The organism is Achromobacter xylosoxidans, from assembly GCF_001457475.1.
GTDB lineage: Bacteria > Pseudomonadota > Gammaproteobacteria > Burkholderiales > Burkholderiaceae_B > Achromobacter > Achromobacter xylosoxidans.
This window is the reverse complement of sequence record NZ_LN831029.1, coordinates 4880439-4905635: the sequence shown is the minus strand read 5'-3', so window position 1 is coordinate 4905635 and position 25197 is coordinate 4880439. Positions and strand designations below refer to the sequence as shown.

21 protein-coding genes, 1 tRNA gene and 1 pseudogene are annotated in these 25197 nt (G+C 65.9%); 10 read left to right on the top strand and 13 right to left on the bottom strand.

The window, feature by feature from the left end; all coding sequences use genetic code 11:
* Positions 1–8: 8 nt before the first annotated feature.
* The 6 genes from AT699_RS21960 to AT699_RS21935 are packed head-to-tail and all read right to left on the bottom strand — an operon-like array spanning position 9 to position 7703.
* On the bottom strand, positions 9–509 hold the full coding sequence (locus tag AT699_RS21960; protein ID WP_024069864.1) for a nitrous oxide reductase accessory protein NosL: 501 nt from the start codon (positions 507–509) through the stop codon (positions 9–11).
* Positions 506–1336, bottom strand: a complete 831-nt coding sequence (locus tag AT699_RS21955) for an ABC transporter permease (protein ID WP_020928889.1) — start codon at positions 1334–1336, stop codon at positions 506–508. The genes AT699_RS21960 and AT699_RS21955 overlap by 4 nt, the downstream gene beginning before the upstream one ends.
* On the bottom strand, positions 1333–2238 hold the full coding sequence (locus tag AT699_RS21950; protein WP_024069863.1) for an ABC transporter ATP-binding protein: 906 nt from the start codon (positions 2236–2238) through the stop codon (positions 1333–1335). Before AT699_RS21950 ends, AT699_RS21955 begins: the two co-directional genes overlap by 4 nt.
* Entirely contained in the window at positions 2235–3548 is a 1314-nt protein-coding gene (locus tag AT699_RS21945) for a nitrous oxide reductase family maturation protein NosD (protein WP_024069862.1), read from the bottom strand. Before AT699_RS21945 ends, AT699_RS21950 begins: the two co-directional genes overlap by 4 nt.
* A gap of 5 nt (positions 3549–3553) precedes the next feature.
* Positions 3554–5470 (bottom strand): TAT-dependent nitrous-oxide reductase, encoded by a 1917-nt coding sequence (nosZ, locus tag AT699_RS21940; RefSeq protein ID WP_006386544.1) that lies wholly within the window; start codon positions 5468–5470, stop codon positions 3554–3556.
* A gap of 46 nt (positions 5471–5516) precedes the next feature.
* Entirely contained in the window at positions 5517–7703 is a 2187-nt protein-coding gene (locus AT699_RS21935; protein WP_024069861.1) for a NosR/NirI family protein, read from the bottom strand.
* A gap of 418 nt (positions 7704–8121) precedes the next feature.
* Between AT699_RS21935 and azu the strand changes: the two genes are divergently transcribed.
* The 3 genes from azu to AT699_RS21920 all read left to right on the top strand — a co-directional run bounded on the left by azu (position 8122) and on the right by AT699_RS21920 (position 11242).
* Entirely contained in the window at positions 8122–8571 is a 450-nt protein-coding gene (gene azu, locus AT699_RS21930) for an azurin (RefSeq protein WP_006386547.1), read from the top strand.
* A gap of 190 nt (positions 8572–8761) precedes the next feature.
* The gene (locus AT699_RS21925) at positions 8762–10345 is read left to right on the top strand and encodes a TerC family protein (RefSeq protein ID WP_006386548.1); all 1584 of its coding nucleotides are present in this window, start codon (positions 8762–8764) and stop codon (positions 10343–10345) included.
* Between the two features lie 33 nt (positions 10346–10378).
* The gene (locus AT699_RS21920) at positions 10379–11242 is read left to right on the top strand and encodes an undecaprenyl-diphosphate phosphatase (protein ID WP_006386549.1); all 864 of its coding nucleotides are present in this window, start codon (positions 10379–10381) and stop codon (positions 11240–11242) included.
* 110 nt (positions 11243–11352) lie between these two features.
* Here AT699_RS21920 and AT699_RS21915 read toward each other — a convergent pair whose 3' ends face one another.
* From AT699_RS21915 to AT699_RS21905, 3 genes are all read right to left on the bottom strand, one after another.
* Positions 11353–12126: a UDP-2,3-diacylglucosamine diphosphatase gene (locus AT699_RS21915; protein WP_006386550.1), complete on the bottom strand. Its 774-nt coding sequence runs from the start codon at positions 12124–12126 to the stop codon at positions 11353–11355.
* Positions 12119–12628, bottom strand: a complete 510-nt coding sequence (locus AT699_RS21910; protein WP_026382011.1) for a peptidylprolyl isomerase — start codon at positions 12626–12628, stop codon at positions 12119–12121. Before AT699_RS21910 ends, AT699_RS21915 begins: the two co-directional genes overlap by 8 nt.
* Positions 12629–12759: 131 nt before the next feature.
* The gene (locus tag AT699_RS21905) at positions 12760–13443 is read right to left on the bottom strand and encodes a tetratricopeptide repeat protein (RefSeq protein ID WP_006386552.1); all 684 of its coding nucleotides are present in this window, start codon (positions 13441–13443) and stop codon (positions 12760–12762) included.
* Positions 13444–13771: 328 nt separating this feature from the next.
* On the opposite strand from AT699_RS21905, the gene cysS reads away from it, so the two are divergent.
* The 7 genes and pseudogenes from cysS to AT699_RS21870 form a co-directional block, all read left to right on the top strand.
* Positions 13772–15226 carry a cysteine--tRNA ligase gene (gene cysS, locus AT699_RS21900; RefSeq protein ID WP_006386553.1) on the top strand — a complete coding sequence of 485 codons (1455 nt, stop codon included), beginning with the start codon at positions 13772–13774 and terminating at the stop codon, positions 15224–15226.
* A gap of 20 nt (positions 15227–15246) precedes the next feature.
* Positions 15247–15891, top strand: a complete 645-nt coding sequence (locus tag AT699_RS21895; protein ID WP_006386554.1) for a DNA-3-methyladenine glycosylase family protein — start codon at positions 15247–15249, stop codon at positions 15889–15891.
* Between the two features lie 36 nt (positions 15892–15927).
* The gene (locus tag AT699_RS21890; protein WP_024069860.1) at positions 15928–16893 is read left to right on the top strand and encodes an acetyl-CoA carboxylase carboxyltransferase subunit alpha; all 966 of its coding nucleotides are present in this window, start codon (positions 15928–15930) and stop codon (positions 16891–16893) included.
* A 145-nt stretch (positions 16894–17038) separates the two neighbouring features.
* Positions 17039–18037 carry a tRNA lysidine(34) synthetase TilS gene (gene tilS, locus AT699_RS21885; RefSeq protein WP_058207627.1) on the top strand — a complete coding sequence of 333 codons (999 nt, stop codon included), beginning with the start codon at positions 17039–17041 and terminating at the stop codon, positions 18035–18037.
* Positions 18038–18236: 199 nt separating this feature from the next.
* The gene (locus AT699_RS21880) at positions 18237–19502 is read left to right on the top strand and encodes an aspartate kinase (RefSeq protein ID WP_006387677.1); all 1266 of its coding nucleotides are present in this window, start codon (positions 18237–18239) and stop codon (positions 19500–19502) included.
* Positions 19503–19590: 88 nt separating this feature from the next.
* Positions 19591–19683, top strand: a tRNA-Ser gene (locus AT699_RS21875).
* A 179-nt stretch (positions 19684–19862) separates the two neighbouring features.
* Positions 19863–20579: pseudogene (locus AT699_RS21870) on the top strand (phage portal protein); the annotation flags it as partial.
* 83 nt (positions 20580–20662) lie between these two features.
* Here AT699_RS21870 and AT699_RS21865 read toward each other — a convergent pair.
* The 4 genes from AT699_RS21865 to ccoG form a co-directional block, all read right to left on the bottom strand.
* Positions 20663–20950, bottom strand: coding sequence for a hypothetical protein (locus AT699_RS21865; protein WP_024069855.1), 288 nt, complete (start codon positions 20948–20950; stop codon positions 20663–20665).
* Between the two features lie 239 nt (positions 20951–21189).
* A complete protein-coding gene (locus tag AT699_RS21860; RefSeq protein ID WP_058207453.1) occupies positions 21190–22974 on the bottom strand; it encodes an NACHT domain-containing protein in 1785 nt (594 codons plus the stop codon).
* A gap of 475 nt (positions 22975–23449) precedes the next feature.
* Positions 23450–23683: a hypothetical protein gene (locus tag AT699_RS21855; protein WP_054448781.1), complete on the bottom strand. Its 234-nt coding sequence runs from the start codon at positions 23681–23683 to the stop codon at positions 23450–23452.
* A 22-nt stretch (positions 23684–23705) separates the two neighbouring features.
* Complete coding sequence (ccoG, locus tag AT699_RS21850) at positions 23706–25196, bottom strand: cytochrome c oxidase accessory protein CcoG (protein WP_058207452.1); 1491 nt, start codon at positions 25194–25196, stop codon at positions 23706–23708.
* Between the last annotated feature and the right edge of the window lies 1 nt (position 25197).

The window sequence follows — 25197 nt, the reverse complement described above, 5'->3', positions numbered from 1 at the left end:
GGGCCGCGCTATTGGGCGAAGACATAGGCTTCCGGGACGTCGGCATAGGCCACGACGCGGCCGCCGTGCGCCTGCGCGAAGGCCTCGGCGCGGTCGCGCAGCGAGAACGGCATGGCGTCCTCGGCGCCCATGCCGCCAACGAAACGGCCTTCGATGACGTAGAACGCCTGGCGCGCGTCGATCCAGGCGGCCGGATCCGGCACGCCGTCGGCGCCGGCGGTGGCCATGTCGTTCACATAGATCGCGGCGATCGCCTTGGGTTCCTCGGGCAGCAGCGTATAGGCGAAGACTTGCTTGATCGACGAGAACCAGACCGGCGCGGGCCGGCCCTTGATGAAGATCTGTCCTTTCGGACCCGTGTGATCGGCCAGCGCCATGCCGCAGTAATGGCCCACCGACTGCGACGAGACCGCTTGCGGCGGGGGCGGCGCGGCGGGCGCGGCGCCGTCGTCGCAGGCGGTCACGGCCAGCAGGGCGGCCAGGCCGAGGGAAAACAGCAGGGCTCTCATAGCGGTCGGTTCCTGAAAGACGCGGCGGCCAGCAGGAAGGGCAGGGCGATCCACAGCAGCAGCGCCGCCAGCAGCGCGGGCACGGGCAGGCTGGCCTGGTCGCTCACGCCCGCCATGCCGGCGTACAGCGAAATATTCTCGAAGCCCGTCAGGTTCAACAGGCGATAGACGTCGGAGGGATTGAGCAGCAGCAGCGCGTTGAGCAGGCCGGGGCTGACGTAGCGGCCCTGGTCGGCCGCCAGCAGGCCCAGCAGCGCCATGTCGTAGATCACCACGAAGAACAGCCATACGCCGACGGCGATGCCGGCGGCGGTGGCGCGCTCGCGCACCAGCGTGCTGATCAGGTAGCCCATGGCCAGGAAGCTGGCGCCCAGCAGCACGCTGGCCCCGATCAGCAGCGCGAACGGCTGCCAGGCGGCGGCGTCCAGGCCGCCGTAGGCCCATTGCAGCGCCAGGCCGGCCGAGCCGTAGCCGGCGCCGGTGGCCAGCGCCAGGATCGCCAGGTGGCCGATGAACTTGCCCACCAGCACCTGCCAGCGCGACACGGGGTAGCTCAGCAGCAGGGCCATGGTGCCGCGGTCGACTTCGCCGACCACCGCGTCGTAGGCCAGCAGCATGGCGATGAGCGGCACCAGGAAGATCGACAGGCTCGACAGGCTGACCACGGTGACGGTCAGCGGGTCGGCCTTGACGGTGCCGGTCGGCGAACTGCCCAGCAGGCCCAGCGCCAGCGCCAGCGCGCCCAGCAGCAGCGCGGTGGCGAGCACCCAGCGATTGCGCAGGCCGTCGCGGATTTCCTTGCCGATGATGGTGCAGACGGCGTTCATATGTCTTCCCGTTCAAGCAGGTGGGCGTAGATGTCGTCCAGGCTTGGCGCCTGGATGTCGAGGTCGGCGATGGGCGCGGCGATGGCGCCGATGCCGCGGATGGCCTCGACCTTGTCGCGTTCCTGGCAGGCCAGTTCATAGCGGCAGGCGTCGAGGCGGCGCCAGGGCCGCGTCAGCAGCGTGCCGGATTGCGGCTCGGCCAGCGTCAGCCGGATGCGGATGGGCAGCCCGGTGTCGCGGCGCAGCGCCGACATGGCGCCGTCGGCGATCTTCCTGCCGGCCTTCATGACCACGATGCGGTCGGCGTGCCCCGCCAGTTCCGACAGGGCATGGGTGCTGAGCAGAATGGTGGCGCCGGCCGCGCGCAGTTCATGCACGATCTCGTAGAACATCAGGCGCGAGGCCGGGTCCAGCCCGGTGGTCGGTTCGTCGAACAGCAGCACGCGCGGCTCGCCCAGCAGCGCCTGCGCCAGCGCCAGGCGCTGCCGCATGCCCTTGGAATACCCGCCCACGCGACGATGGGCGGCGCCGGCGATGCCCACCTTCTCCAGCAGGGCCGGGTTGCCGGACAACGACCGGCGCTTGAGCCGGGCGTAGAAGGCCAGCGTTTCCACGCCGGTCAGCGAGGGATGCAGCGCGACGGTCTCCGGCAGGTAGCCGATGCGGTCGCGCAGGCGCGCGGCGGCGCGGCTGTGGGCGTCCTCGCCGAACAGCGTGACGCGCCCGTGGGTGGGCCGGATCAGCCCCAGCACCAGCTTGATCAGCGTGCTCTTGCCGGCGCCGTTGTGGCCGGCCAGCGCTACGCATTCGCCTTCGCGCAATTGCAGGTCGAGGCCGTCGATGGCGCGCTGCGCGCCATAGTGCTTGCTGACGCCGGCCAGCGTCACCAGGTCGGTCTTCATGGGGTCTCCTTGGCGCGAGCGGCGGCGGGCCGCGGCGGCGGCTGCATCAGCGGCGCGCTGTCGATGACGCCGCCGGGCAGGATGGCGGGAAATTGGGATTGGGCCCAGCGCACGATCGATATCGACGGGCTGTTCAGCAGGATGCGCGCCGCGGGCGCGCGCCACAGCAGCTGGTCGACCACATCGTTGGGCCGGTAGGCGGTGTCGGCGATGCCGTCGCCGTCCAGATCGAAGGCGGTGTTGTCGCTCCAGTAATTGCCGCGGCCGTTCACGGCCCAGTCGAGCGTGCGGGTGCCGACATACTTCACCTGGTTCTTGTTGTGCAGGAAAGCGTTGCCCGAAATCTGGTTGCCATCGGATCCGGCGGTGTAGTGCACGCCGATATCGCAGTTGGCGAAGTGGTTGTCCAGGAACGCATTGTTGTTGGCGTTGTAGATGAACACGCACTTGCCGGCGCCATCGACCGTGTTGCCGGTGATGCGCGACTGGTTGGCGTAGTTCAGCATCAGGCCCTGTTCGCGGCTGTCGCGCGCGACGTTGCCCTGCACCACCAGCCGGTGCGAATACATGATGGCGTAGGCGATGTCGTTGCCGGTCGAGACATTGCCGCTGATCTCGCTGTCATTGGTGTACATGTAGTGGACCGCGTAGCGCAGGTCGTGGAAGTGGTTGCCGCTGAAGGTGTTCCGCCTGCTGGTGTTGACGAAGATGCCGTCGCGGCCCGCGGAGATGTCGTTGTCCAGGATCCGGGTTCCCGGCGTATTCCACAGGGTGAGGCCGTTGCCGCGCTCGGCCACGCGCAGTTCGCGGTTGCCGACGATGCGGTTGGCCCGTACCAGCGCGTCATGCGGCCCCCACACGTGCACGCCCACCAGGTTGTCGAGGATGTCGTTGTGCTCGATGCGGGCGCGGTGCGCGCCGCGGTCCAGGAACACGCCGGCGTCCATGTCCGACAGGCTCAGTCCGGAGCGGGTGATGGTCAGGTTGCGCAGCGTCACGTCCTCGGCCTTGATCCACAGCGTGCGCCCCTGGCGCGTGCCGGCGATGACGGCGGCGCGGTCGGGCGGGCCTTCCAGGGTCAGGGGCTTGTCGATGACGATGCCGCCGGTGTAGCTGCCGGGCGCCAGCGCCAGCACGTCGCCGGGCTGGGCGGCGGCCACCGCCGCCGCCAGGTCCGCGCCGGCGGCGACGGACACGTTGGCCGCGGCGGCGGGCGGCGCCCAGGCGGGCGCGCCTCCCAGCGCGGCCAGCGTGGCCAGCGCGGCGGCGGTCCTCCTGCCGCCCCGGGTCAGGTTAGCGAGGAAGGTCATGGGCGCTACGCGGTCTTCTTCGGCAGCACCACCAGCTGGCCGGACATTTCCATGTGCAGCGCGTGGCAGAACCATTGGCAGTAGTACCAATGCACGCCGGGGCGGTCCGCCGTGAAGGTGACCGACGCGGTGGCCTGCGGCGCGATCTCCATGGCGATGCCATGGCCTTCGAGCGTGAAGCCGTGGGTCAGGTCCTCGATCACTTCCATGTTCGTGACCACCACGGTGACTTCGTCGCCCTGGTTGACCTCGATCCGTTTGAGGCTGAACATCGGCGCCACCGCCATCATGTACACGCGCACCTTGTTGCCGTCGCGCACCACCTTGGCCGCGTCCTCCAGCGTCACGCCGTCCTTTTTGGCCATCTGGCGCGCGTCTTCCCACATGGGGTCGTCGCGCTTCCAGACGCTGACGGGGTGGACCTTGGAGCGGTGCACCAGGCACATGTCGTGCGGCTCGGCGAAGCTGGGGCCGTCGTGCACCAGCTTCATCGTGTCGCCGGAAATGTCGATGAGCTGGTCGTTCTCGGGCTTGAGCGGGCCGACGTTCAGGAAGCGGTCCTTCGAGAACTTGTTCAGCGACACCAGCCACTTTCCGTCGGCCTCGCGCGTCTCGCCCATGGTCGAATGGTTGTGGCCGGGCTGGTAGTGCACGTCCAGCTTCTGGATGATCGGGTCGACCTTCTCGCCCTTGTAGGCGCGCTTGGCCAGGTCGATGTTCCACTTGACCATCTGGCTGTCGATGAACAGCGTGGTGTAGGCGTTGCCGCGGCCGTCGAACGCGGTGTGCAGGGGGCCCAGGCCCAGCTGCGGTTCGGCCACCACGCAATCGCGCGGCTTGATCTTGTCGTCGAACAGATCGTCCAGCGTGCGCACGTCCAGCACGGTCACGGTGGGCGACAGCTTGCCGTTGAGCACCAGGTGGATGCCGTCGGGCGCGGCGTTGCAGCCGTGCGGCGAGTTCGGCACCGGGATGTAGCGGGTGTACTTGGAGCCGTGGCGGCCGTCGATCACCGGCACGCCGCCCATCATCTTGAAGTCGCCTTTCTTGACGGCTTCCTCGATGCGCTTGATGTTGAACACCACCACCCAGTCCTGCTCGTTGGCGGAGGCTTCCTCCACCGTCACGCCCTTCTCGGAGTTGTAGCAGGTCGAGAAGGAATACTTGCCCTGGTAGTCGGCGTCGCCATTGTCCAGGTTGCCGTCCACCAGCACCTGCCAGGCGACCTTCATGGTGTCGCCGTCCAGCGCGGTGTAGATCGCGAAGAAGTTCTTCTTGGGATCGTCGGTCACCTTGCCGTCGTTGGGCAGCGGGATGATGTGCTCGCCGTTGGCGAACACGTAGCCGGTGCGTGGATAGCGCTGCGGCCGCAGGCCGTGCACGCCCGACACGTTGGGCAGCTCGGTGATCTTGTCGGTCTTCATCACGTCCAGGCGGATGCGGGCGACGCGGTTGTTGGCCTTGTCGTTGATGAAGAGATAGCGGCCGTCGTAGGTGCGGTCGGTGAACGACAGGTGCGGGTGGTGGGCGTCGCCGTTCAGGAATACGCCGCCCTTGTCCTTGAGGTATTCGCGGGTCTCGGGCGTCAGGCCTTCGGTGAGGATCTTGCGGCTTTCGTTGGTGCGGCCCCAGCCGGTGGCGCTGCAGTGGTTGAAGACCGGGATGCGCACCAGCTCGCGCATGGACGGCAGGCCCAGCACGCGCACTTCGCCCGACTGGCCGCTGGAGTTGAAGGCATAGTATTCGTCCAGCTCGCCCGGCGCCACGTGGCCGCTCTGGCCGGCGGCGCCGGCCTTGGCGTCCTTGCCGTGGGCGGTGGACAGCTGCGCGCCGCCCACCAGGCCGGCCGCGCCGGTGATGGCGGCGGTTCCCAGGAAGCTGCGGCGGCTCAGGCCGGTTTTGTCGGGGTTCTTGTCGGACATGGTTAACTCCTCGATAGGAACGGCGTCTGGCGCCGCGGTACGGAAATCAGGGTTCGGAAGGGGCGGGCGCGTTCGGCCTGGGCGCGCGGTGCAGCACCACTTCCTGCACCGCCGGCTCGCTGTCGGCGGCGCGGCGCCGCTCGCGCTTGCCGTATTTCTGGATCAGGTGCGGGCATTTCTGCTTGTGGTGGTAGAGCATCTGGCAGTGCAGGCACTGGATGCACTCGTTGGGGTTGATCTCGCCGGTTGGCTCGATCGCCTGCACCGGGCATTCGTGGTTGCAGCGCTGGCAGGGGTTGCCGCAGTCGCGGTAGCGGCGCAGCCAGTTGAAGATGCGCAGCCGCGCCGGGATCGCCAGGGCGGCGCCGAGCGGACAGAGATAGCGGCAGAAGAAGCGCTCGATGAACAGGCCCGCGGCCACCAGCGCCACCGCGAACACCACGAACGGCCAGTCGCGCAGGAAGCGCAGGATGATGGCGGTCTTGAACGGCTCGACCTCGGCCAGCCGCTCGGCCAGCGCCAGGTCGTACAGCGAGAAGCCGAACAGCACCAGGAAGATCACGTACTTCAGCGTCGACAGGCGCTGGTTGACGCCGTGGCGCACCGTGACCTGGCGCAGTCCCAGCCGCCTGGCGAAGCGGTTGGCCAGTTCCTGCAGCGCGCCGAACGGACAGAGCCAGCCGCAGAACGCGCCGCGATTCCAGAACACCATGGAGATGGCGGTGGCGCACCACAGGATGAACACCAGCGGGTCCATCAGGAAGTAGTCCCAGCGGAAGTCGGTGCGCAGGGCCGAGAAGAACGTCAGCACGTTGACGATGGACAGCTGGGCCTGCCCGTACCAGCCGATCCAGAACAGCGCGAAGGCCAGGAACGCCAGGCGCAGCCGGTCGTGCAGCAGCGGCCGGCTGGTCAGCTGGTCCTGGAAGAAGAAGATGCCCACCAGCACCAGCAACGCCGCCGTCAGGATCGCCACCTGCACGGCCTTGCCGCGCCAGATCTGCCGCCACAGCGCGGGCGGCGCCTCATCCCGCGGCGCGACGGCGGCCGGCGCGTCCGGGCTTGCCAATGGGCTGGCCGTGGGGCTGGCCGTCGTGGTGGCGCGGGTATAGCGGGCCGGCAGTTCGTAGGGCAGGTCGAAGGTGACGAAGGCCTTGTCCGACACGCTCAGCACGCGCTGCACCATCAATTGCAGCCGCCACGGCTTGACCGGATCGAACGCCGCGTCCTCGGGCACCACGAATAGCGCCACTTCGCGCAGGGCCGGCGCGCCTTGCGCGACGACGTCGGCCAGGCGCTGGTGATTGCGGTCGCGGAAACGGAAGCTGCCTTCGTCCTGGATGATCTCGATGCGGTCGAAGATGCCGCCGCGCACATAGCCCGAGCCCTTGAACGAATAGGCGCCGTTGCCCGCCACCAGGATGGCCTGCTGGCCCGGCTTGAGGCGTTCCTTCAGGCGTTGCCATTCCGCGTCGCCCAGCAGGCTGCGGCCGATGGACGGCACGCTGGCCAAGGCGACATACAGGTCGATGAACAGCGCGTCGTCGGCGGCTTCCTGTCCGCGTTCGGCGGCATCCTGGCGGCCGGACTCGCGGAATACGCGGTTCACGTCCTCGGGCGACAGGCGCAGGTTGCGCACCGCGCCGGCATCGCGCAGCGCCTGCCATGGCTCGACCGCGTCGCGCGACTCGTCGATCAGGCGCGCCGGCGCCGCGACCGCTGGCGTGGCCGCCTGCGCGCCGGCCGCCGCGGCGCCGTCCACGCCGTAGGCGCGCGCCACCGCGATGGCCGAGCGCGTGATGCTGTCGCCGATCACCATGAGGGTGACGGTGGCGCCGCTGATGATGTCCACCGGCGGCGGCGCGCCGTGGCGCGGCGGGCTGTCGATGAAGTTCAGGCCGACGTAGCTCTGGATGAAGTGGTCGACCTTCGATTGCGGAATGCCGATCAGCACGATGGGCTCGTGGTGCTCGACCAGCCTGGCGCTGACGATGCGGCCGTTGTCCGCCAGCCCCACCAGCACGTCGATGGGCTTGCTGGAATAGCCGCGGGTGTTGACCACGTCGGAGGTCAGGTAGACGCGTCCCAGCGCGCGCTCGCCGGCATAGGCGCGCGCCGTCATCGGCTTGCCTTCGGGCGGGCCGAGGCGATCGGCGCCGGGGAATATCTCGGCGATGGCAACGGTCTTCAGGAAGTCGGGCAGCCGCTGCGCCTGGGCGGCGTTCGCGGCCAACGCACAGCACAGCAGAACGATTGAAATGAAGATCCCGATGAGCGGCAGATACCCGTGGCGTGCTTCGCGATGCTTGCCGTGATTTGTTTCGCGATGCGCCCCGTAATGTGCCCCGCAATTCGCCCCGCAATGTGCCCCGTAATGTGCCGCCAGACTGCCGCGCATGCTTCGACTCTTTGTTGATGTAGGTTTGCAGCCATCCTACGAATCGGTGCCACGGCGCAGGTTGCGGTTTGTCAAGTTGCCACCGGTAATCAGTAATACCCCTATTGACCATAGGGATGTGCGCAGGTAAGCGCCGGCCGCTTGATGCGCGTCAAGCGGCCGGCGGCGGCGGCCCCCTAGACTGGTGCGCGGTGGCGTTGCGGGCGCAGTCCGGCAACGCACAGAGACACCATTCAGTCATCGGAGAAGATTCATGCTTGCCAAAACCACCCTGGCCATCCTGTTGTCGGCCGCCAGCCTGCCCGCGCTTGCCGCGCAATGCGAAGCCACCGTCGAAAGCAACGACGCCATGCAGTACAACGTCAAGGAAATCGTCGTCGACAAGAGCTGCAAGCAGTTCACCGTGCACCTGAAGCACGTCGGCAAAATGGCCAAGGTCGCCATGGGCCACAACCTGGTGCTGACCAAGGACGCCGACAAGCAGGCCGTGGCCACCGACGGCATGGGCGCCGGCCTGGCGCAGGACTACGTCAAGGCGGGCGATACCCGCGTCATCGCCCACACCAAGGTCATCGGCGGCGGCGAATCCGACTCCGTCACCTTCGACGTGTCCAAGATCGCCGCGGGCGAGAACTACGCCTATTTCTGCTCCTTCCCCGGCCACTGGGCCATGATGAAGGGCACGCTCAAGCTGGGCAGCTGAGCCTGTCCCGGGCGCGAACGCAAAAAAGCCGGCGGCCATCGCCGGCTTTTTTTTGCGTTCGCCGGCGGTTTTCCCGCCTGCCGCAATGACGCCGGGCCGCCGGCCGTAGGCCATCCGTACGACCCGTGTCACCGGCGTGTCACGCGTTTTCCGGGTACGATTACCGGTCGTGTAACTTCTGGAGCTCCTGATGGAGTGGCTGCTGGACCCCGCTGCGTGGGTCGGCTTGCTTACCCTGGTCGTCCTTGAGATCGTCCTGGGAATCGATAACCTGATTTTCATCGCCATCCTGGCGGACAAGCTGCCCCCGTCGCAACGCGACCGCGCGCGCATCCTTGGCCTGAGCCTGGCGCTCGTCATGCGGCTCGGCCTGTTGTCGGTCATGTCGTGGCTGGTCACCCTGACCACCCCCCTGTTTTCGGTCGGGCCCCTGTCGCCATCGGGACGCGACCTGATTCTCATGGCCGGCGGTTTCTTCCTGCTGTTCAAGGGCACCATGGAGCTGCACGAGCGGCTGGAAGGCGGCCAGCACGGCGGCTCTTCCGGGCCGCGCGTGTACGCCAGCTTCTGGGTCATCGTGACGCAGATCGTGGTGCTGGACGCGGTGTTCTCGCTGGACTCGGTCATCACCGCGGTCGGCATGGTGGACCACCTGGCCATCATGATGATCGCCGTGGTCATCGCCATCGGCATCATGCTGCTGGCCTCCAAGCCGCTGACGCGCTTCGTCAACGCCCACCCGACGGTGGTGGTGCTGTGCCTGGGCTTCCTGCTGATGATCGGCTTCTCGCTGCTGGCGGAGGCCTTCGGCTTCAAGGTGCCCAAGGGCTACCTGTACGCCGCCATCGGCTTCTCGGTCGCGATCGAGGCCCTGAACCAGGTGGCGCGCCGCAACCTGCTCAAGCTGGACGCGCGCCGCCCCATGCGCGAACGCACGGCTTCGGCGGTGCTGCGCATGCTGGGCAAGCGTCCGCCGGCCGACGAGCCCGACCTGCCCAGCGCCGACGGCCCCGCCATCCCGGCCTTCGGCGTCGAAGAGCGCAACATGGTCAGCGGCGTGCTGACGCTGGCCGAACGCTCGATCCGCTCGATCATGACCCCGCGCACCGACGTGTCGTGGATCAACATCGACGACGACCCCGACACCATCCGGCGCCAGATCACCGAGGCGCCGCACAGTTTCTTCCCGGTCTGCCGCGGCTCGCTCGACGAGGTGCTGGGCATCGCCCGCGCCAAGGACCTGGTGGCCGACCTGATCACCGAGGGCCGGGTGCGCCGCAACCGCCTGCGCGACCCGATCATCGTGCACGAGGCCATCGGCATCCTGCGCCTGATGGATACCCTCAAGCGCTCGCGCGGCCAACTGGTGCTGGTGGCCGACGAGTTCGGCGCCATCGAGGGCCTGGTCACACCGATCGACGTGTTCGAGGCCATCGCCGGCGAATTTCCCGACGAGGACGAACTGCCCGATATCGTCGCCGACGGCCCCAACACCTGGAAGATCGACGGCGCGGCCGACCTGCACCACGTCGAGCAGGTGCTGGAAACCGAAGGCCTGGTCGATGAGGCGCAGGACTTCTCCACCCTGGCCGGCTACCTGCTGTCGCGCTTCGGCCACCTGCCCAAGCCGGGCGATGTCTGCGAGTACGAATTCCACCATGACCATTTCCGCTTCGAGGTGCTGGAAATGGACGGCCGCCGCATTGCCCTGGTGCGCGTCGAGAAGCGCGCGCCGGAGCCGCTGGACGAAGACGCCTCGCTGACCAATGACTAAGGCCGCCACTCCCTCAAAGGAACCCTTGCCATCGTGACCGACAACGCCCTCTATCTCATCAAGGCCTTCATCCTCGGCATCGTCGAGGGGCTGACCGAATTCATCCCGGTTTCCAGCACCGGCCACCTGATCCTGATCGGCGACTGGATCAACTTCGAGTCGAGCCAGGGCAAGGTGTTCGAGGTGGTGATCCAGCTGGGCTCGATCCTGGCGGTGATGTGGATTTTCCGCGCCCGGCTGCTGCAGCTGATCCGCGGCACCCTGACCGGCGTGCCGAGCGAGGTGGCCTTCACCCGCAACCTGCTGATCGCCTTCCTGCCGGCGGCGGTCATCGGCGCCATCTTCATCAAATCCATCAAGCAGGTGTTCTACCATCCCGCCGTGGTGGTGGTGACGCTGGTGCTGGGCGGCCTGATCATGCTGTACGTGGAGCGCCGCACCCGCCATACGCCGGGCGACCAGCCGGGCGCGGCCGACGATACCGCGTCGGACGAGCGCGCCACGGCCATGACGCTGGAGCAGATCAGCTGGAAGCAGGCGCTGGGCGTGGGGGTGGCGCAGTGCCTGGCCATGATCCCGGGCACCTCGCGTTCGGGCGCCACCATCATCGGCGGCATGATCGCCGGCATCCAGCGCAAGACGGCCACCGAGTTCTCGTTCTTCCTGGCCATGCCCACCATGCTGGGCGCGGCGGTGTACGACATGTACAAGAACATGGACCTGTTGACCCAGCACGACCTGTCGGGCATCGCCGTGGGCTTCGTGGCGGCCTTCCTCAGCGCCATGGTGGTGGTGCGCGCCGTGCTGCGTTTCGTGGCCAATCACACCTATCGCGTGTTCGCCTGGTACCGCATCGTCTTCGGCGGCATCGTGGCCGCCTGGATCTTCACCCGTTGATCCGCCGGCCGCGTTGGCGGCCAGGCAAGAGAAAGGGCCGCGTGATACGCGGCCCTTTCTCTTTGGTCGGCATTTCGAGGGCTGCAAGGCCCGCGCCGCGGCGCGCCAGCCTAGGCGGCGGCTTCCAGATCGTAGAACTGCAGGCCGTCGCGGTCGATGACCAGCCAGCCGCCGCGGGGCGGCGAGACGTGGTCACAGTCCCAATCGGGCAGCACCCAGCGCTCGCGCTTGCTGCCGTCGACCTCCAGCACGTGGCGGGCGGGACGGTGCGTGTGTCCGTGCACCATCAGGGCCACGCCGCTGTCGCGGAAGGCCTGCTCGACGGCGGCGGCGTTGACGTCCATGATTTCCATGGACTTGGACTGGTTGGCCATCTGGCTTTCGCCACGCGCCTGTTGCGCCATCGCCAGGCGCTCGGGGATGGTCTTGGCCAGGAACGCGGCCTGCCATTGCGGGTTGCGCACCATCTGGCGGAACTGCTGGTAGGCCGCGTCGTCGGTACAGAACTCGTCGCCGTGGGTCAGCAGCACATCGCCATAGTCGGTCTGCAGCAGCGCCGGCTCGGGCAGCAGCCGGGCGCCGACGGCGCCGGCCAGTTCTTCGCCGATCAGGAAATCGCGGTTGCCGCGGCCCAGCCACAGCGGGATGCGGCTGGCCGTGGTCCGCAGCGCGGTCAGTGCCGTGGCGAGCCACGGCGGCGCGGCGCGGATCACGTCGTCGCCGATCCAGGCGTCGAAGATGTCGCCCGGCAGCAGCAGGGCGGCGGCTTCTTCCTCGGCCGCCTGCAGGAAGGCCAGGAAGGCCTCCGCCGTGGCCGGCGTGGCCGGCCCCAGGTGCAGGTCGGACGCCAGCCAGACCGGGCCGGGCAGGGCGATCTTATTCAAGAACTTCGGCCTTCTCGATGATCACGTCTTCGTTCGGCACGTTCTGGTGGAAGCCCTTGTTGCCGGTCTTCACGCCCTTGATCTTGTCGACCACGTCGGTGCCTTCGGTGACGCTGCCGAACACGGCGTAGCCCCAGCCGTTCGGCGTGGGCGCGGTGAAGTTCAGGAAGTCGTTGTTCGAGACGTTGATGAAGAACTGGGCGGTGGCCGAGTGCGGGTCGCTGGTGCGGGCCATGGCCAGGGTGTACTTGTCGTTCTTCAGGCCGTTGTTGGCTTCGTTCTCGATCGGGGCATGGGTCTGCTTCTGCTTCATGCCGGGCTCGAAACCGCCGCCCTGGATCATGAAGCCGTCGATCACGCGATGGAACACCGTGCCGTTGTAGAAGCCTTCCTTGACGTAGGTCAGGAAGTTCTCGACGGTCTTGGGCGCCTTGGCGGCGTCCAGGGTGATGACCATGTCGCCTTGGTTGGTGTGAAGCTTGACGCGGGGATTGGTGCTCATGGCTTTTGTGCCTTCAGAGGTGGAGTTGGAGGGGGCGGCCGCGGGCGCGGCGCTGACGAGCGCCGGGGCAAACGCCAGCGCGAACGAGCACGCCGTCAGGCGCAGCAGGTGAAGAGGGGAGTAACGGGACGTCATTTGCGTTGCTTATCCTTCAGCATGGTTTCGACTTCGCGGGCCTTGTCCTGCATGCCGGGCACGCCTTCCTTGGCGGCCTGCTTGTAGGTGCGCAGGGCCTGCAGCAGTTGCAGGTCGCCCAGGTTGGCGCGGGCGGCGGCGTAGCCGGGGTCGGCGCGCAGGGCCATCTGCAGGGCGTCCTGCGCCTTTTCAAGTTCGCCCCGGCTGGCATATAGAGCCGCCAGGTTGTTCCAAGGTTCCGGCAGCTCGGGGAAGCGGGTCGTCATCTCGGTGTAGATGTCGACGGCCTCGGCCTTGCGGTCCAGCGCGGCCAGCGCGCGCGCGTGCTGGAACATCAGCTGCACGTCGGTGCCGCGCTGGTCCTTGATCTCGGCCTGGCGCTTTTCGATCATCGCCAGCGCCTCGGCGTTGTCGCCGCGGTTCAGCAGGCGTTCGATATGGGTGGTGATCTGCGAGGCGGACGGCTGCAGGCGGGTGTCCACGCTGGGCTGCATCGCCTTGAGCACGTTGGACAGGCCATCCCAGCCGCCCTCGGGCGGAATCGGGTCCAGGGTGGTGCGGCTGGCATTCGGGTTCTCGCCCGAGCCGCCGGCCATGGACTGGGCATGGGCGCCGGCGAGCGGCGACCCGGCCAGGGCCAGGGCGAGCAGGGTGACGCAAAAACGCGGCTTGATAGTCACGTGGGCATCCGTTAAAAGTCGTGGCCGGCCGGCGCTGACGCGCGCGGCCGGGCCGCTTGCTATACTTGACGACCGCCATTTTAGCCTTGGTTGAGTTTTTGGCTCGACAATAGGTGAAGCCAGTGGGTAAAACCAGCGGGTGCCCGTGGGTGGATGCCCCGTTTGGCAAACCCGCCAGGGAGGGGTTCCTGGATCCACGCGAACTGGATGACGCGAATCCGGGCATAGCCCGAACCCCCCGGCCGGACGGCAAGCCTCGAAGGTATCGTCCTTCGGGCGCAACGTTTTCCGCGGCCGCCACGGAAAGAACAGGACCATCACAAGCGCCATGCTGCAAATCTACAACACGTTATCGCGTACCAAAGAACCGTTCAAACCGGCCCAAGCCGGCCAGGTGCGCATGTACGTGTGTGGCATGACCGTGTACGACTTCTGCCACCTGGGCCACGCCCGCATGCTGGTGTCGTTCGACGTGGTGCAGCGCTGGCTGCGCGCCAGCGGCCTGGCGGTCGATTACGTGCGCAACATCACCGACATCGACGACAAGATCATCCGCCGCGCGGTCGAGACCGGCCGCCGCATCGGCGAGGTCACCGAGTTCTACATTGCCGCCATGCACGCCGACGAGCGCGCGCTGGGCGTGGCCTCGCCCGACCGCGAGCCGCGCGCCACCCAGTACGTGGGCGAGATGCTGGACATCATCGGCAAGCTCGAGCAGAAGGGCCTGGCCTACCAGGCCGACGATGGCGACGTGAACTACGCCGTGCGCGGCTTCGAGGGCTACGGCAAGCTGTCCGGCAAGACCCTCGACGACCTGCGCGCCGGCGAGCGCGTGGCGGTGGGCTCGGCCAAGCGCGACCCGCTCGACTTCGTGCTGTGGAAGTCGGCCAAGGAAGAAGAACCCGCCGACACCAAGTGGGAATCGCCCTATGGCCTGGGACGCCCGGGCTGGCACATCGAGTGCTCGGCCATGAGCAAGTCGCTGCTCGGCCTGCCGCTGGACATCCACGGCGGCGGCCCCGACCTGAAATTCCCGCACCACGAGAACGAGATCGCCCAGACCGAAGGCGCCTTCGGCGGCACGCTGGCCAACATCTGGATGCACTGCGGCCCGCTGATGGTCGATTCGGACAAGATGTCCAAGTCGCTCGGCAACTTCCGCACCATCCGCCAGACCATCGCCCAGGGCGAGCCGGCCGCCGACACGGCCGACTACCGCGTCAACCCGCGTGAAGCGGAAATGGTGCGTTTCTTCATCGTGCGCAACCACTACCGCAGTCCGCAGAACTACACGCCGGACAACCTGGTCGACGCCCAGAACGCGCTCGACCGCCTGTACCAGGCGCTGCAGAACGTGCCGGCCGACGACCAGGGCATCGACTGGAACGAACCCCAGGCGCAGGCCTTCAAGGCCGCCATGGACGACGATTTCAACAGCTCGGGCGCCGTGGCGGCCCTGTTCGAACTGGCCTCCGAGGCCAATCGCGGCAAGAGCGCGCGCAGCGCCGGCCAGCTCAAGGCCCTGGGCGGCCTGCTGGGCCTGCTGCAGCAGGATCCGGCGGCGTACTTCCAGTCGTCCACGCGCTACTCGGCCGCCGGCATGGAGCAGGGCGCGCGCGCCGAACTCGACGCCGCCGCCATCCAGGCCCTGATCGACGCCCGCGCGGCCGCCAAGGCCGCGCGCGACTTCGCCCAGGCCGACCGCATCCGCGCCGAGTTGCGCGAAGCCGGCATCGAGCTCGACGACAAACCGGGCGGCCTGACGCAATGGCGTCGGGCGTGAACCCCCTGGATACGCCCGCCATGTCCCCCGTAGATACCGAGATTCCCAAGCCGGATTATTGGGAAGCCGCCGTCGCCCACCTGATGCGGCGCGACCGCATCCTGAAAAAGATCATTCCCCAGCACCCCGAGGTCTGGCTGACGTCGCGCGGCACGCCGTTCGTGACGCTGGCCCGCGCCATCATCGGCCAGCAGGTCTCGGCCAAGGCGGCCGACGCCGTCTGGGACAAGTTCCTGGAAGCCGCCGGCAAGCGTCCCACGCCGGTGGCGGTGCTGCGCGTCGGACTGGAAGGCCTGCGCGCGGCCGGCCTGTCGCAGCGCAAGGCCGAGTACGTGCTGGATCTGGCGGTGCATTTCGGCGAACGCCGGGTGCACCCCGAGAAATGGGCGGCCATGGACGACGAGGCCGTCATTTCGGAATTGACCGCCATCCGCGGCATCGGACGCTGGACGGCGGAGATGTTTTTGATTTTCAATCTGCAGCGGCCCGATGTTCTGCCGCTGGATGATCCTGGGTTGCTCAAGGCAATCTCGCTACACTATTTCAGCGGCGAGCCTGTCTCGCGCTTCGAGGCTCGCGAAGTCTCGTTGGCGTGGCAACCCTGGCGTACCGTGGCAACCTGGTATCTGTGGCGCAGTCTGGAACCGACGCCGGTCCAATACTGACGCAATCCAGGTCGCCCATCTACGGAACCACACTACATGCGCAATACATTTCTGGAATTTGAACAGCCGCTCGCCGAGCTTGAGAACAAGATCGAGCAGCTGCGCTATGTGCAGGCCGATTCGGCGGTGGACATCTCCGACGAGATCGGACGTCTGCAGCAGAAGAGCCAGTCGCTGGCCAAGGAGATCTACGCCAAGCTCACGCCCTGGCAAACGGCGCTGGTCGCCCGCCACCCCCAGCGTCCCTACACGCTGGACTACGTGCGCGAGATCTTCACCGACTTCCACGAACTGCACGGCGACCGCATGTACGCCGACGACCAGTCCATCGTGGGCGGCCTGGCGCGCTTCAACGGCACGCCCTGCATGGTGATCGGCCACCAGAAGGGCCGCGACACCAAGGAACGCGCCGCGCGCAACTTCGGCATGCCGCGTCCGGAAGGCTACCGCAAGGCCCTGCGCCTGATGCGCCTGGCCGAGAAGTTCGGCATCCCCGTGTTCACCTTCGTCGACACCCCGGGCGCCTATCCCGGCATCGGCGCCGAGGAACGCGGCCAGTCCGAAGCCATCGGCCACAACCTGTACGCCATGGCCGAACTGAAGGTGCCGGTGATCGTCACCATCATCGGTGAAGGCGGCTCGGGCGGCGCGCTGGCGATCGCCGTGGGCAATGCCGTGCTGATGCTGCAGTACGCGACCTACGCGGTGATCTCGCCCGAAGGCTGCGCCTCGATCCTGTGGCGCAGCGCCGACAAGGCGCCCGAGGCCGCCGAGGCGCTGGCCATCATCGCCCCGCGCCTGAAGGACCTGGGCCTGGTCGACCGCGTCATCAACGAACCCGTGGGCGGCGCGCACCGCGATCCGCGCGTCATGGCGCGCCTGCTGCGCCGCGCGCTCGGCGACGCCCTGCGCCAGCTGCAGGGCATGACGCCCGAGCAGCTCGTGGAACAGCGCGTGCAACGCCTGCTGTCCTACGGCGCCTTCCAGGAAGTGCGCGCCTGAGCGAAGCGCGCGCGCCGGCCTTGGCCGGCGCCGCGGCCGCTTCCGGCCCGCGCCCGCCGCCATGACTTCCCCGTTCCCCGCGTCCGCCTCGACCGTCGCGGGGAACGCCTTTCCCCATCCCGTCTCGCCTGACCTGGCCGCGGCCCTGCGCTGCGCCCTGCATGCCCTGCCGCGACCGCCCGGGCGTTTCGCCGTGGCCGTCAGCGGCGGCGCCGACTCGGCCATGCTGGCGTTGCACGCGGCTGCGGTGGCACGGGAGCAGGGGGGCGGCGTGGTGCTGTTGCATGTGCATCACGGCCTGCAGGCGGCCGCCGACGGCTGGCGCGACCGGGTCGAGGACCTGGCGGGCCTGCTGGCGGCGCCGCTGCGGCAGGCCCGCGTCGAGGTCGACGCGGCCGGCGGCAAGGGCATCGAGGCCGCTGCCCGCGACGCCCGCTACGCCGCGCTGGCGCGGCTGGCGCACGAGGAAGGCATCGGCCTGGTCCTGCTGGCGCACCATCGCAACGACCAGGCCGAGACCGTGCTGCTGCGCCTGTTGCGCGGCACCGGGCTGGCCGGCATGGCGGCCATGGCGCCGCTCAAATCGCGCGATGGATTGTCCTATCTGCGGCCGTGGCTGGATCAGGATCGGGCGACGATCCTGCGGGCCGCGCAGGCATTCGCCGGCGCCACCGGCTGGCAGCCGGTGCAGGACCCGACCAACGCCGATCCCCGCTACACCCGCGCCGCGCTGCGCGAACTGCTGGCGCCGGTGCTGGATGCGCGCTGGCCCGGCTGGCGCGCCATCGTCGCCCGCCATGCGCGCCACATGGCCGAAGCCAACGAGATCCTGGACGAGGTGGCGCGCGCCGACTTCGCCGCGCTGGAGCCGGACGCCGATGGCGCCAGCTTTTCGCTGGCGGCGTGGCGCCGGTTGTCGCCGGCGCGCCAGGCGCACGTGCTGCGCTACTGGATGGGGCGGCAGGGCGCCCGAATGCCGACCGAGGCGCGCCTGAATGACCTGCTGCGCCAGCTGCGCGGCCTGCACAGCCTGGGGCACGATCGCCAGTTGCGGGTTGAACAGGCCGGCCACGTGGTGCGCTGCCATCGCGGGCGGGTGTGGATCGAGCCGCGGCCGGATTCGCAAACGCCGGCGTCACGCTAGCGCAAAAGGTGCAGGCGCCGCGCGCAGGGAAATCCGCGGCTGGCGCCGTCGAATTCTGGCCAAAACGACAGTTTTCCGGAAAAAACGACCGCTCTCTGGAAAGAAAATTCCATGGTCTGCGCAAATTTTTACCGTCGGGATAGAATATGAGGTTTTGCCCGCCCCCACTCTTGCGGCGGGTCCCCAGCCAGAGTACGAGATGTCCCTGATCGTTCATAAATATGGCGGTACTTCGATGGGCTCGGTCGAGCGCATCAGGAACGTGGCGCGACGCGTCGCGAAGTGGCACGCCGCCGGCCACCAGGTTGTCGTGGTGCCGTCGGCCATGGCAGGCGAAACCAATCGCCTGCTGGGCCTGGCGCGCGAAATCACGCCCCAGCCCGACGCGCGCGAGCTCGACATGATCGCCGCCACCGGCGAGCAGGCCAGCAGCGGCCTGTTGGCCATCGCGCTGCAGGCCGAAGGCGTCGCCGCCCGCAGCTACGCGGGCTGGCAGGTGCCGGTGCGCACCGATTCGTCGTTCACCAAGGCCCGCATCACCTCGATCGACGACGCCCGCATCCGCGCCGACCTCGACGCCGGCCGCGTGGTCATCGTCACCGGCTTCCAGGGCGTGGACCCGGACGGCCACATCACCACCCTGGGCCGCGGCGGCTCCGACACCTCGGCCGTGGCCGTGGCGGCGGCGCTCAAGGCCGACGAATGCCTGATCTACACCGATGTGGATGGCGTCTACACGACCGATCCGCGGGTGGTGCCCGAAGCGCGCCGCATGGCCGTCGTTTCCTTCGAGGAAATGCTGGAAATGGCCTCGCTGGGCTCCAAGGTCCTGCAGATCCGCTCGGTCGAATTCGCCGGCAAATACCGTGTGCCGACGCGGGTGCTGTCCTCGCTGACCGACCCGCTCATCCCGCTCGACGAAGAAATGTGTTCGGGCACGCTGATTACTTTTGAGGAAGACGAAAAAATGGAAGCCGCCGTTGTCTCCGGCATCGCCTTCAGCCGCGACGAAGCCAAAATCACCCTGCTGGGTGTTCCCGACAAACCCGGCATCGCCTTCTCGATCCTGGGCCCGGTCGCCGCCGCCAACATCGACGTCGACATGATCGTGCAGAACCAGTCCGTGGCCGGCACCACCGATTTCTCGTTCACCGTGAACCGCAACGAGTTCGCGCGCGCCGTCGACCTGCTCAAGCGCGAAGTCATCCCCGCCGTGGGCGCGCGCGAACTGTCGACCGACGAGAAGGTCGCCAAGGTCTCGATCGTCGGCATCGGCATGCGCTCGCACGTGGGCGTCGCCAGCCTGATGTTCCAGACCCTGTCGCAAGAGGGCATCAACATCCAGATGATCAGCACCAGCGAAATCAAGACCTCGGTGATCATCGACGACAAGTACATGGAACTGGGTGTGCGCGCCCTGCACAAGGCCTTCGGCCTGGACCAGGCGCCCGCCACCAAGCTCTGAACGGAACGGACGCGACACGTTTTTTTCCCGCCCGCGGCCCTGTTGCAGGCAACGGTGTAAAAAGTCGTGCTAGAATCTCGTTCTCTTCGGAGATGTGCCCGAGAGGCTGAAGGGGCTCCCCTGCTAAGGGAGTATGTGGCTAAAAACTGCATCGTGGGTTCGAATCCCACCATCTCCGCCAGATTTCCAGCCTGGCCTGCCAGGCTGGTAAGAAACCCGCAGAACGCAAGTTCTGCGGGTTTTTTCTTGGGCTCGCGCTAGATCTACTCGCCATATGTGGTGCGGCTTTATCGATGACACCCGCAACAAACGCTTGGAGTTCGATGTCGGTGCTACTGACTTGGCGCAGTCGCTCATGGCTTCGGCAACACCTACGCGGAGCGGCTGGACAGCATGACGGGCAAGCTGATCATGATGAAGCACGCGCTTGCGAAGTACACGCGGCGCGGCGTAGAGCCTGGCCGCTTCTTCTTTCTGCCCAGCTCCGGTCAGGAGCATGAATTCCGCGCCGGCACGGTGTGCCAGCTGATGCAGCCGGACATCAACCAGGAAATCTATGGCCTGCCCGAGTACCTGGCCGCGCTCAATGCTGCATGGTTGAACGAGTCGGCGACGTTGTTCCGGCGCAAGTACTACCACAACGGCAGTCATGCGGGATTCATCATGTACGTGACAGACTCGCTGCCGGACGGTGGCTATGTCGATGACATCCGTGAGGCGATGAAGAACTCGAAGGGGCCGGGCAACTTCCGCAACCTCTTTGTCTATGCGCCCGGCGGCAAGAAAGACGGCATGCAGATCATCCCGGTTAGCGAGGTGGCCGCGCGCGATGACTTTTTCAACATCAAGAACGTGTCGCGCGATGACGTACTCGCCGCGCACCGGGTGCCGCCGCAGCTCATGGGCCTGGTGCCGACGAACTCGGGCGGCTTCGGCACGCCGATATCGGCGGCGAAGGTGTTCGCGCGTAACGAGCTGGAGCCGCTGCAGGCCAAGTTCCTGGAAATCAATGACTGGCTGGGCGATGAGGTTGTGCGTTTCAAGCCTTACACGATCCCAGGAGAAGGCGACGAGTAGCGCGCCCGAGCCACAGACATAAGCCCCGCATCAGCGGGGTTTTTTTTTCGCCCGCGTCGCGCGGTGGTCTGCAGGCCTGGCCCTTACCGACGCTCGCCGCGCTTGCGCCCCTGTTTGACTGCCAGCGGCTCGGTCAGACAGGGTTCGCCCTGGATGTATTCCAGCAGGCCGGTGACTTGGTCAATCACATCCTGGCGATGGCGCAGGCTTGCCGCGTTTCGCATGCCGGCTTCCAAAGCGATCAGAACGCGCTGCAGGCGCCAGATTTCCCAGGCCATGGCGCAGGTCTCGGTGGTGGGGTTGCGGGCGTACAGCTCGCGTATGCGCGTCGCAGGCATGGGCGTAGGTGGGGGACGGTCGAGCAGGGTCATGATGGGCACCTCAAAGTACTGTATAAATATACAGTAATCCGACCCGTCACCACCTCTGGCGCGCAGTCTTCCCCCCTCCACGCCTGCCCGCTAAATCGGCAAGAAAAGACTCACCCCTGCGTCACCCTCTGCCACCAGGCTTTAAGCGCCTCTGTGGGCTGATTTGGGGCCTCGCCAGGCGACGCATTACGACGCAGCACAGACGCATGGAGAATGCGAACCCAGATAGACATCAGCGGTCAATTGCCGAAGAGAATGGAACTCAAGTCATTTTTCCGGGCTTCGATTTCGCGGGTACTTTCAGCCCGAGCCTTGTAAAGTGAGTTGGCTCGCTGCCGAAATCTGCGTAGGTAGTCAGAAAAAAAGGAGGGCTGTGCCCGAATGAAAGATGTTATTGACATCAGACGGCCGCCGTCCCCGTCAACGAATACGCGTTCTCTAGCGTCTTGAGACAGGGCAATCATCGGATCGTCCGGGCTTGCAAACAGATGATCGGAAGTGAGGTTGTAGTAAGGGCAATCCGAGTTCAACACGAATATCCAGCGGAATTTCTCAGCATTGCGCGAATCGGCGATATATACGCCATGAAAAATATCCTTAAGCGCGCGTACTACGTTGGCCTTGCTGACCTTAGTACGACTTTCCTGCGCGTAGTCGATGAACATGAGTGACTCGTCGGCCCCCGGCAGAAACAAGTACTTTAGGTATCGGATTTGGTCAATGTGCTGGAGAAATGAAAGCTCCTGGATCCATTGCGAGAGCTTATTGCCGCGCATCTGTGCGTATATTTTTGCGACAACCTCTCCATCAGTCTGAGACCGTATAAAAGATGCTGCGAAAAATTCCTGTATCCCCCGATGGACAAACGCGGTCTTTAGACCGTCCCTGCTCATTAAGCACACGCCCTCTGTCAGTTCGGTGCGGAGCCCATCCGGCCCGAACTCTTTTTTTGTGAGCGTCGCACTTTTTCTGGCACAGGAATTGAACTGCGTGTCGCTCAGGGACACCCCATGGTCCTTGGATAGGAAGGTAAAAGTCTCGAAGACGTCTTGAAGCTCACTCGTGCTTAATGAGGTCGCCCTCTCCCTTACATAGGAGGGCTTCAATGCGTCGTGGTGCCAGGCTGCGACTTGAAAAAGTTGCAGGTAGAAGTCGTGAATGCTGGCGGGAATTCCGTTGCTCCGTTTAAAAAGAACCGCAAGCAGCGTTACCATCAATGGCGTGGTTAGCAAACCCTTGATACTAGTGGTCGTGTGTGCCAACTGAGAAAGCAGGCTTTCTCGCTGTTCTGCATCCCCTAAAACTCGTTCCAGGAAGGGCTTTAGATCCGCCTCGCCAAGCGGCATCAGTTCATATATGGAGAACCTTGGGATGGCATGAAGATGATTTGACAGGCTACCGCGTCGAGTCGAAATCACCCAACGCGTGGCTCGATACTCCACTGTAAGGCTATGAAGTTCTCCCTGAGTCCGGAGGGCAAACTCTCGCCTTACTTCATCGAATCCGTCCGCATATATGCTAAGAAAGCCCTCTTCCAACATGTACCTCACTGTGGGGAGGTCGATATCTCTGAAGCCCAGCAAGCAAAGCGCCTGCACAAGTAGGTCCAGAATGGTGGTGCTCTCATCGATCTTTCGAAGTTCGATGAACACAGGAATTTTTTTTCCCTCTTTGGCTTCCAACAAACAAATCCACCGCATCAGCATGGATTTGCCCTGTCCCATTGTGCCTGTGATAACCGCGTTCTTGAGCGATGCGACGTCGGCTGCAGTGCGTAGGCGGTTGACCTCAGTCGTTGCACTGTGGAGGATCGAGGAAGGATAGTAGAACGAGGACAACGACACGGGGGTATCGTGAAAAAGCGTCTGTACCGTGTCCAGCTGCTGGATACGTTCGAACAGGTCAGGGACTACCTTTGCCGCTTGGTATTGTCTGTACTTTTTGGCCCCATATGACGCCAGTTTTGCGCAAATCGCGTCAATCGTCTTATTTGCGACTCCCCCTGCAATGAGTGCTTCGATCATGCTTGATCCGTTCTCCACGTTTCCTGGCCTCGATGGCTGATTCATATGGCCCCGTGCGCGGTCCAACAGCGCAAGGGGGCGGCTTAGGAACCTAAAATTACAAGAAATTGATACATATTGTACGGCTTGTATGCCAGGTGATCGCCCGCGCATAGAGGCCTTGATCTCTAGGAGGCGCGTTCGGGCGTAATTAAGGCTTTGTCAGGGCATCGCCTGCTCGCAGCTAACACTGTATTTACGGGTATTTTTTCGGGTATTTATATTCCAATTTGATTTATTGTTGTGTTTTTTCAATGGGTTGTGATGATTGTTGTAATGACACCATCTCCACCAGATTTCCAGCCTGGCCTGCCAGGCTGGTAAGAAACCCGCAGAACGCAAGTTCCGCGGGTTTTTTCTTTGGCGTTCCTGTTCTTAGGCATCTTCGCAGATACCTCCGCACCCCAAGGCGCTGGCACGGCCCCGGCCCGAAGAACTACAAACTGTCCTGCGCCGGCGGCGAGGATGCCGCATCGACCTGCTCGATCACCAGCCCGCGCGTGACCACGCCTTCCTGGATCGGCTGGTTGCCGAAGTACGTAAAGGCCAGGTAGATCGTGATGGCGCAACCGACCACCGCCAGGAACGGCCCGGCCATCAGGAACCACGGCCAGGGTTCGCGGTACCAGGGCTTGGCCATCGGTGGCACGGCAACAGGGGCGGTATTCATCGTCGGCATCCTTGGTTCGGAATCACTCGGGGACATAAAAACTCGCGGCTTCGTCGGTTTCGACCGGCCGGTTCTCTTGATCGTGGGCGCGGGCCCGCAGCGTGATCGGGTGCGCGCCCGGCTCGGCGTCGGCCGGCGCGCGGATCACCATCGGCACCAGCTTGTTGGCCGCCGCCTCGACTTCCACCACGTCCGACTCGCCCTGCCCGGCGCGCACCGCCAGGCCGGGCATGCCATCGGCCGACAGCCGCAAGCGCAGCGGCGAATCCGAGGTGTTGATGATCTGCAGCCGATACACGTTCTCGATCATGCCGCCGGCCACCTCGCGCCCCAGCACGCCGCGATCGCGGATCACGTCCACCCGCAGCGGGTTGCGCAACGTCAGCGACACCACGAACGCCACCGCCAGCCCCAGGATCAGCGTGCCGTAGATCAGCACGCGCGGGCGCAGCAGGTGCGAGCGCGCGCTCTGGGTCGACAGCCCTTCCAGCATCGCCCGCTCCGAGGTGTAGCGGATCAGCCCGGACGGGTACTGCATCTTGTCCATCACCTGCTCGCAGGCGTCGATACAGGCGCCGCAGCCGATGCACATGTATTGCAGCCCGTCGCGGATGTCGATGCCGGTCGGGCACACCTGCACGCACAGGCTGCAATCGACGCAGTCGCCCAGCCCCGCGGCCTTGTGGTCGACCTTGCGCGAACGGCCGCCGCGCGGGTCGCCGCGGCGCTTGTCGTAGGTCACCACGAAGGTGTCGGGGTCGACCATCACGCTCTGGAAGCGCGCGTACGGGCACATGTACTTGCAGACCGACTCGCGCATGAAGCCGGCATTGCCCCAGGTGGCGAAGCCGTAGAACAGCATCCAGAACCATTGCCACGGCCCAAGCTGCAGCGCGAACAACTCGTGGCCCAGTTCGCGGATCGGCGCGAAGTAGCCGATGAAGGTCGAGCCGGTCCACCAGGCCAACGCGATCCACAGGAAGTGCTTGGTGACCTTCAGGCGCGCCTTGCGCCAGGTCCAGGGCGACTCGTCCAGGCGGATGCGGGCGACGCGGTCGCCTTCGACCTTGCGCTCGATCCACATGAAGATCTCGGTGTAGACCGTCTGCGGACAGGCGTAGCCGCAGAACAACCGGCCGGCCACCGCGGTGAACAGGAACAGCGCCAGCGCCGAGATCACCAGCAGCACCGCCAGGTAGACCACGTCCTGGGGCCACAGCACCAGGCCGAACAGGTAGAACTTGCGCGCGCCCAGGTCGAACAGCACGGCCTGGCGGCCGTTCCATTGCAGCCAGGGCAGGCCGTAGAAGATCAGCTGCGTGAGAAAGACGAAGGCGATGCGCCAGCGGGCGAAGATGCCGCTGACCGAGCGCGGATAGATCTTGCTGCGCACGCCGGCCAGGGTCTGCTCCAGCGTCTCCTGGCCGGGCCGGGGCGGCCGCACGTGCGGCCGCCAGGGTGGCGGATCGCCGCCAGGCGGACTGCTGACGCTTGCGGTTGACCCATCATCCATG

What these genes read in the sequence shown, in the direction of transcription:
- ccoG (WP_058207452.1), bottom strand. Translation starts at nt 25,196, where the DNA reads ATGGATGATGGGTCAACCGCAAGCGTCAGCAGTCCGCCTGGCGGCGAT.
- nosZ (WP_006386544.1), bottom strand. Translation starts at nt 5,470, where the DNA reads ATGTCCGACAAGAACCCCGACAAAACCGGCCTGAGCCGCCGCAGCTTC.
- AT699_RS21880 (WP_006387677.1), top strand. Translation starts at nt 18,237, where the DNA reads ATGTCCCTGATCGTTCATAAATATGGCGGTACTTCGATGGGCTCGGTC.
- AT699_RS21960 (WP_024069864.1), bottom strand. Translation starts at nt 509, where the DNA reads ATGAGAGCCCTGCTGTTTTCCCTCGGCCTGGCCGCCCTGCTGGCCGTG.
- AT699_RS21910 (WP_026382011.1), bottom strand. Translation starts at nt 12,628, where the DNA reads ATGAGCACCAATCCCCGCGTCAAGCTTCACACCAACCAAGGCGACATG.
- AT699_RS21950 (WP_024069863.1), bottom strand. Translation starts at nt 2,238, where the DNA reads ATGAAGACCGACCTGGTGACGCTGGCCGGCGTCAGCAAGCACTATGGC.
- cysS (WP_006386553.1), top strand. Translation starts at nt 13,772, where the DNA reads ATGCTGCAAATCTACAACACGTTATCGCGTACCAAAGAACCGTTCAAA.
- AT699_RS21855 (WP_054448781.1), bottom strand. Translation starts at nt 23,683, where the DNA reads ATGAATACCGCCCCTGTTGCCGTGCCACCGATGGCCAAGCCCTGGTAC.
- AT699_RS21945 (WP_024069862.1), bottom strand. Translation starts at nt 3,548, where the DNA reads ATGACCTTCCTCGCTAACCTGACCCGGGGCGGCAGGAGGACCGCCGCC.
- AT699_RS21865 (WP_024069855.1), bottom strand. Translation starts at nt 20,950, where the DNA reads ATGACCCTGCTCGACCGTCCCCCACCTACGCCCATGCCTGCGACGCGC.
- AT699_RS21860 (WP_058207453.1), bottom strand. Translation starts at nt 22,974, where the DNA reads ATGATCGAAGCACTCATTGCAGGGGGAGTCGCAAATAAGACGATTGAC.
- AT699_RS21890 (WP_024069860.1), top strand. Translation starts at nt 15,928, where the DNA reads ATGCGCAATACATTTCTGGAATTTGAACAGCCGCTCGCCGAGCTTGAG.
- azu (WP_006386547.1), top strand. Translation starts at nt 8,122, where the DNA reads ATGCTTGCCAAAACCACCCTGGCCATCCTGTTGTCGGCCGCCAGCCTG.
- AT699_RS21925 (WP_006386548.1), top strand. Translation starts at nt 8,762, where the DNA reads ATGGAGTGGCTGCTGGACCCCGCTGCGTGGGTCGGCTTGCTTACCCTG.
- AT699_RS21955 (WP_020928889.1), bottom strand. Translation starts at nt 1,336, where the DNA reads ATGAACGCCGTCTGCACCATCATCGGCAAGGAAATCCGCGACGGCCTG.
- AT699_RS21895 (WP_006386554.1), top strand. Translation starts at nt 15,247, where the DNA reads ATGTCCCCCGTAGATACCGAGATTCCCAAGCCGGATTATTGGGAAGCC.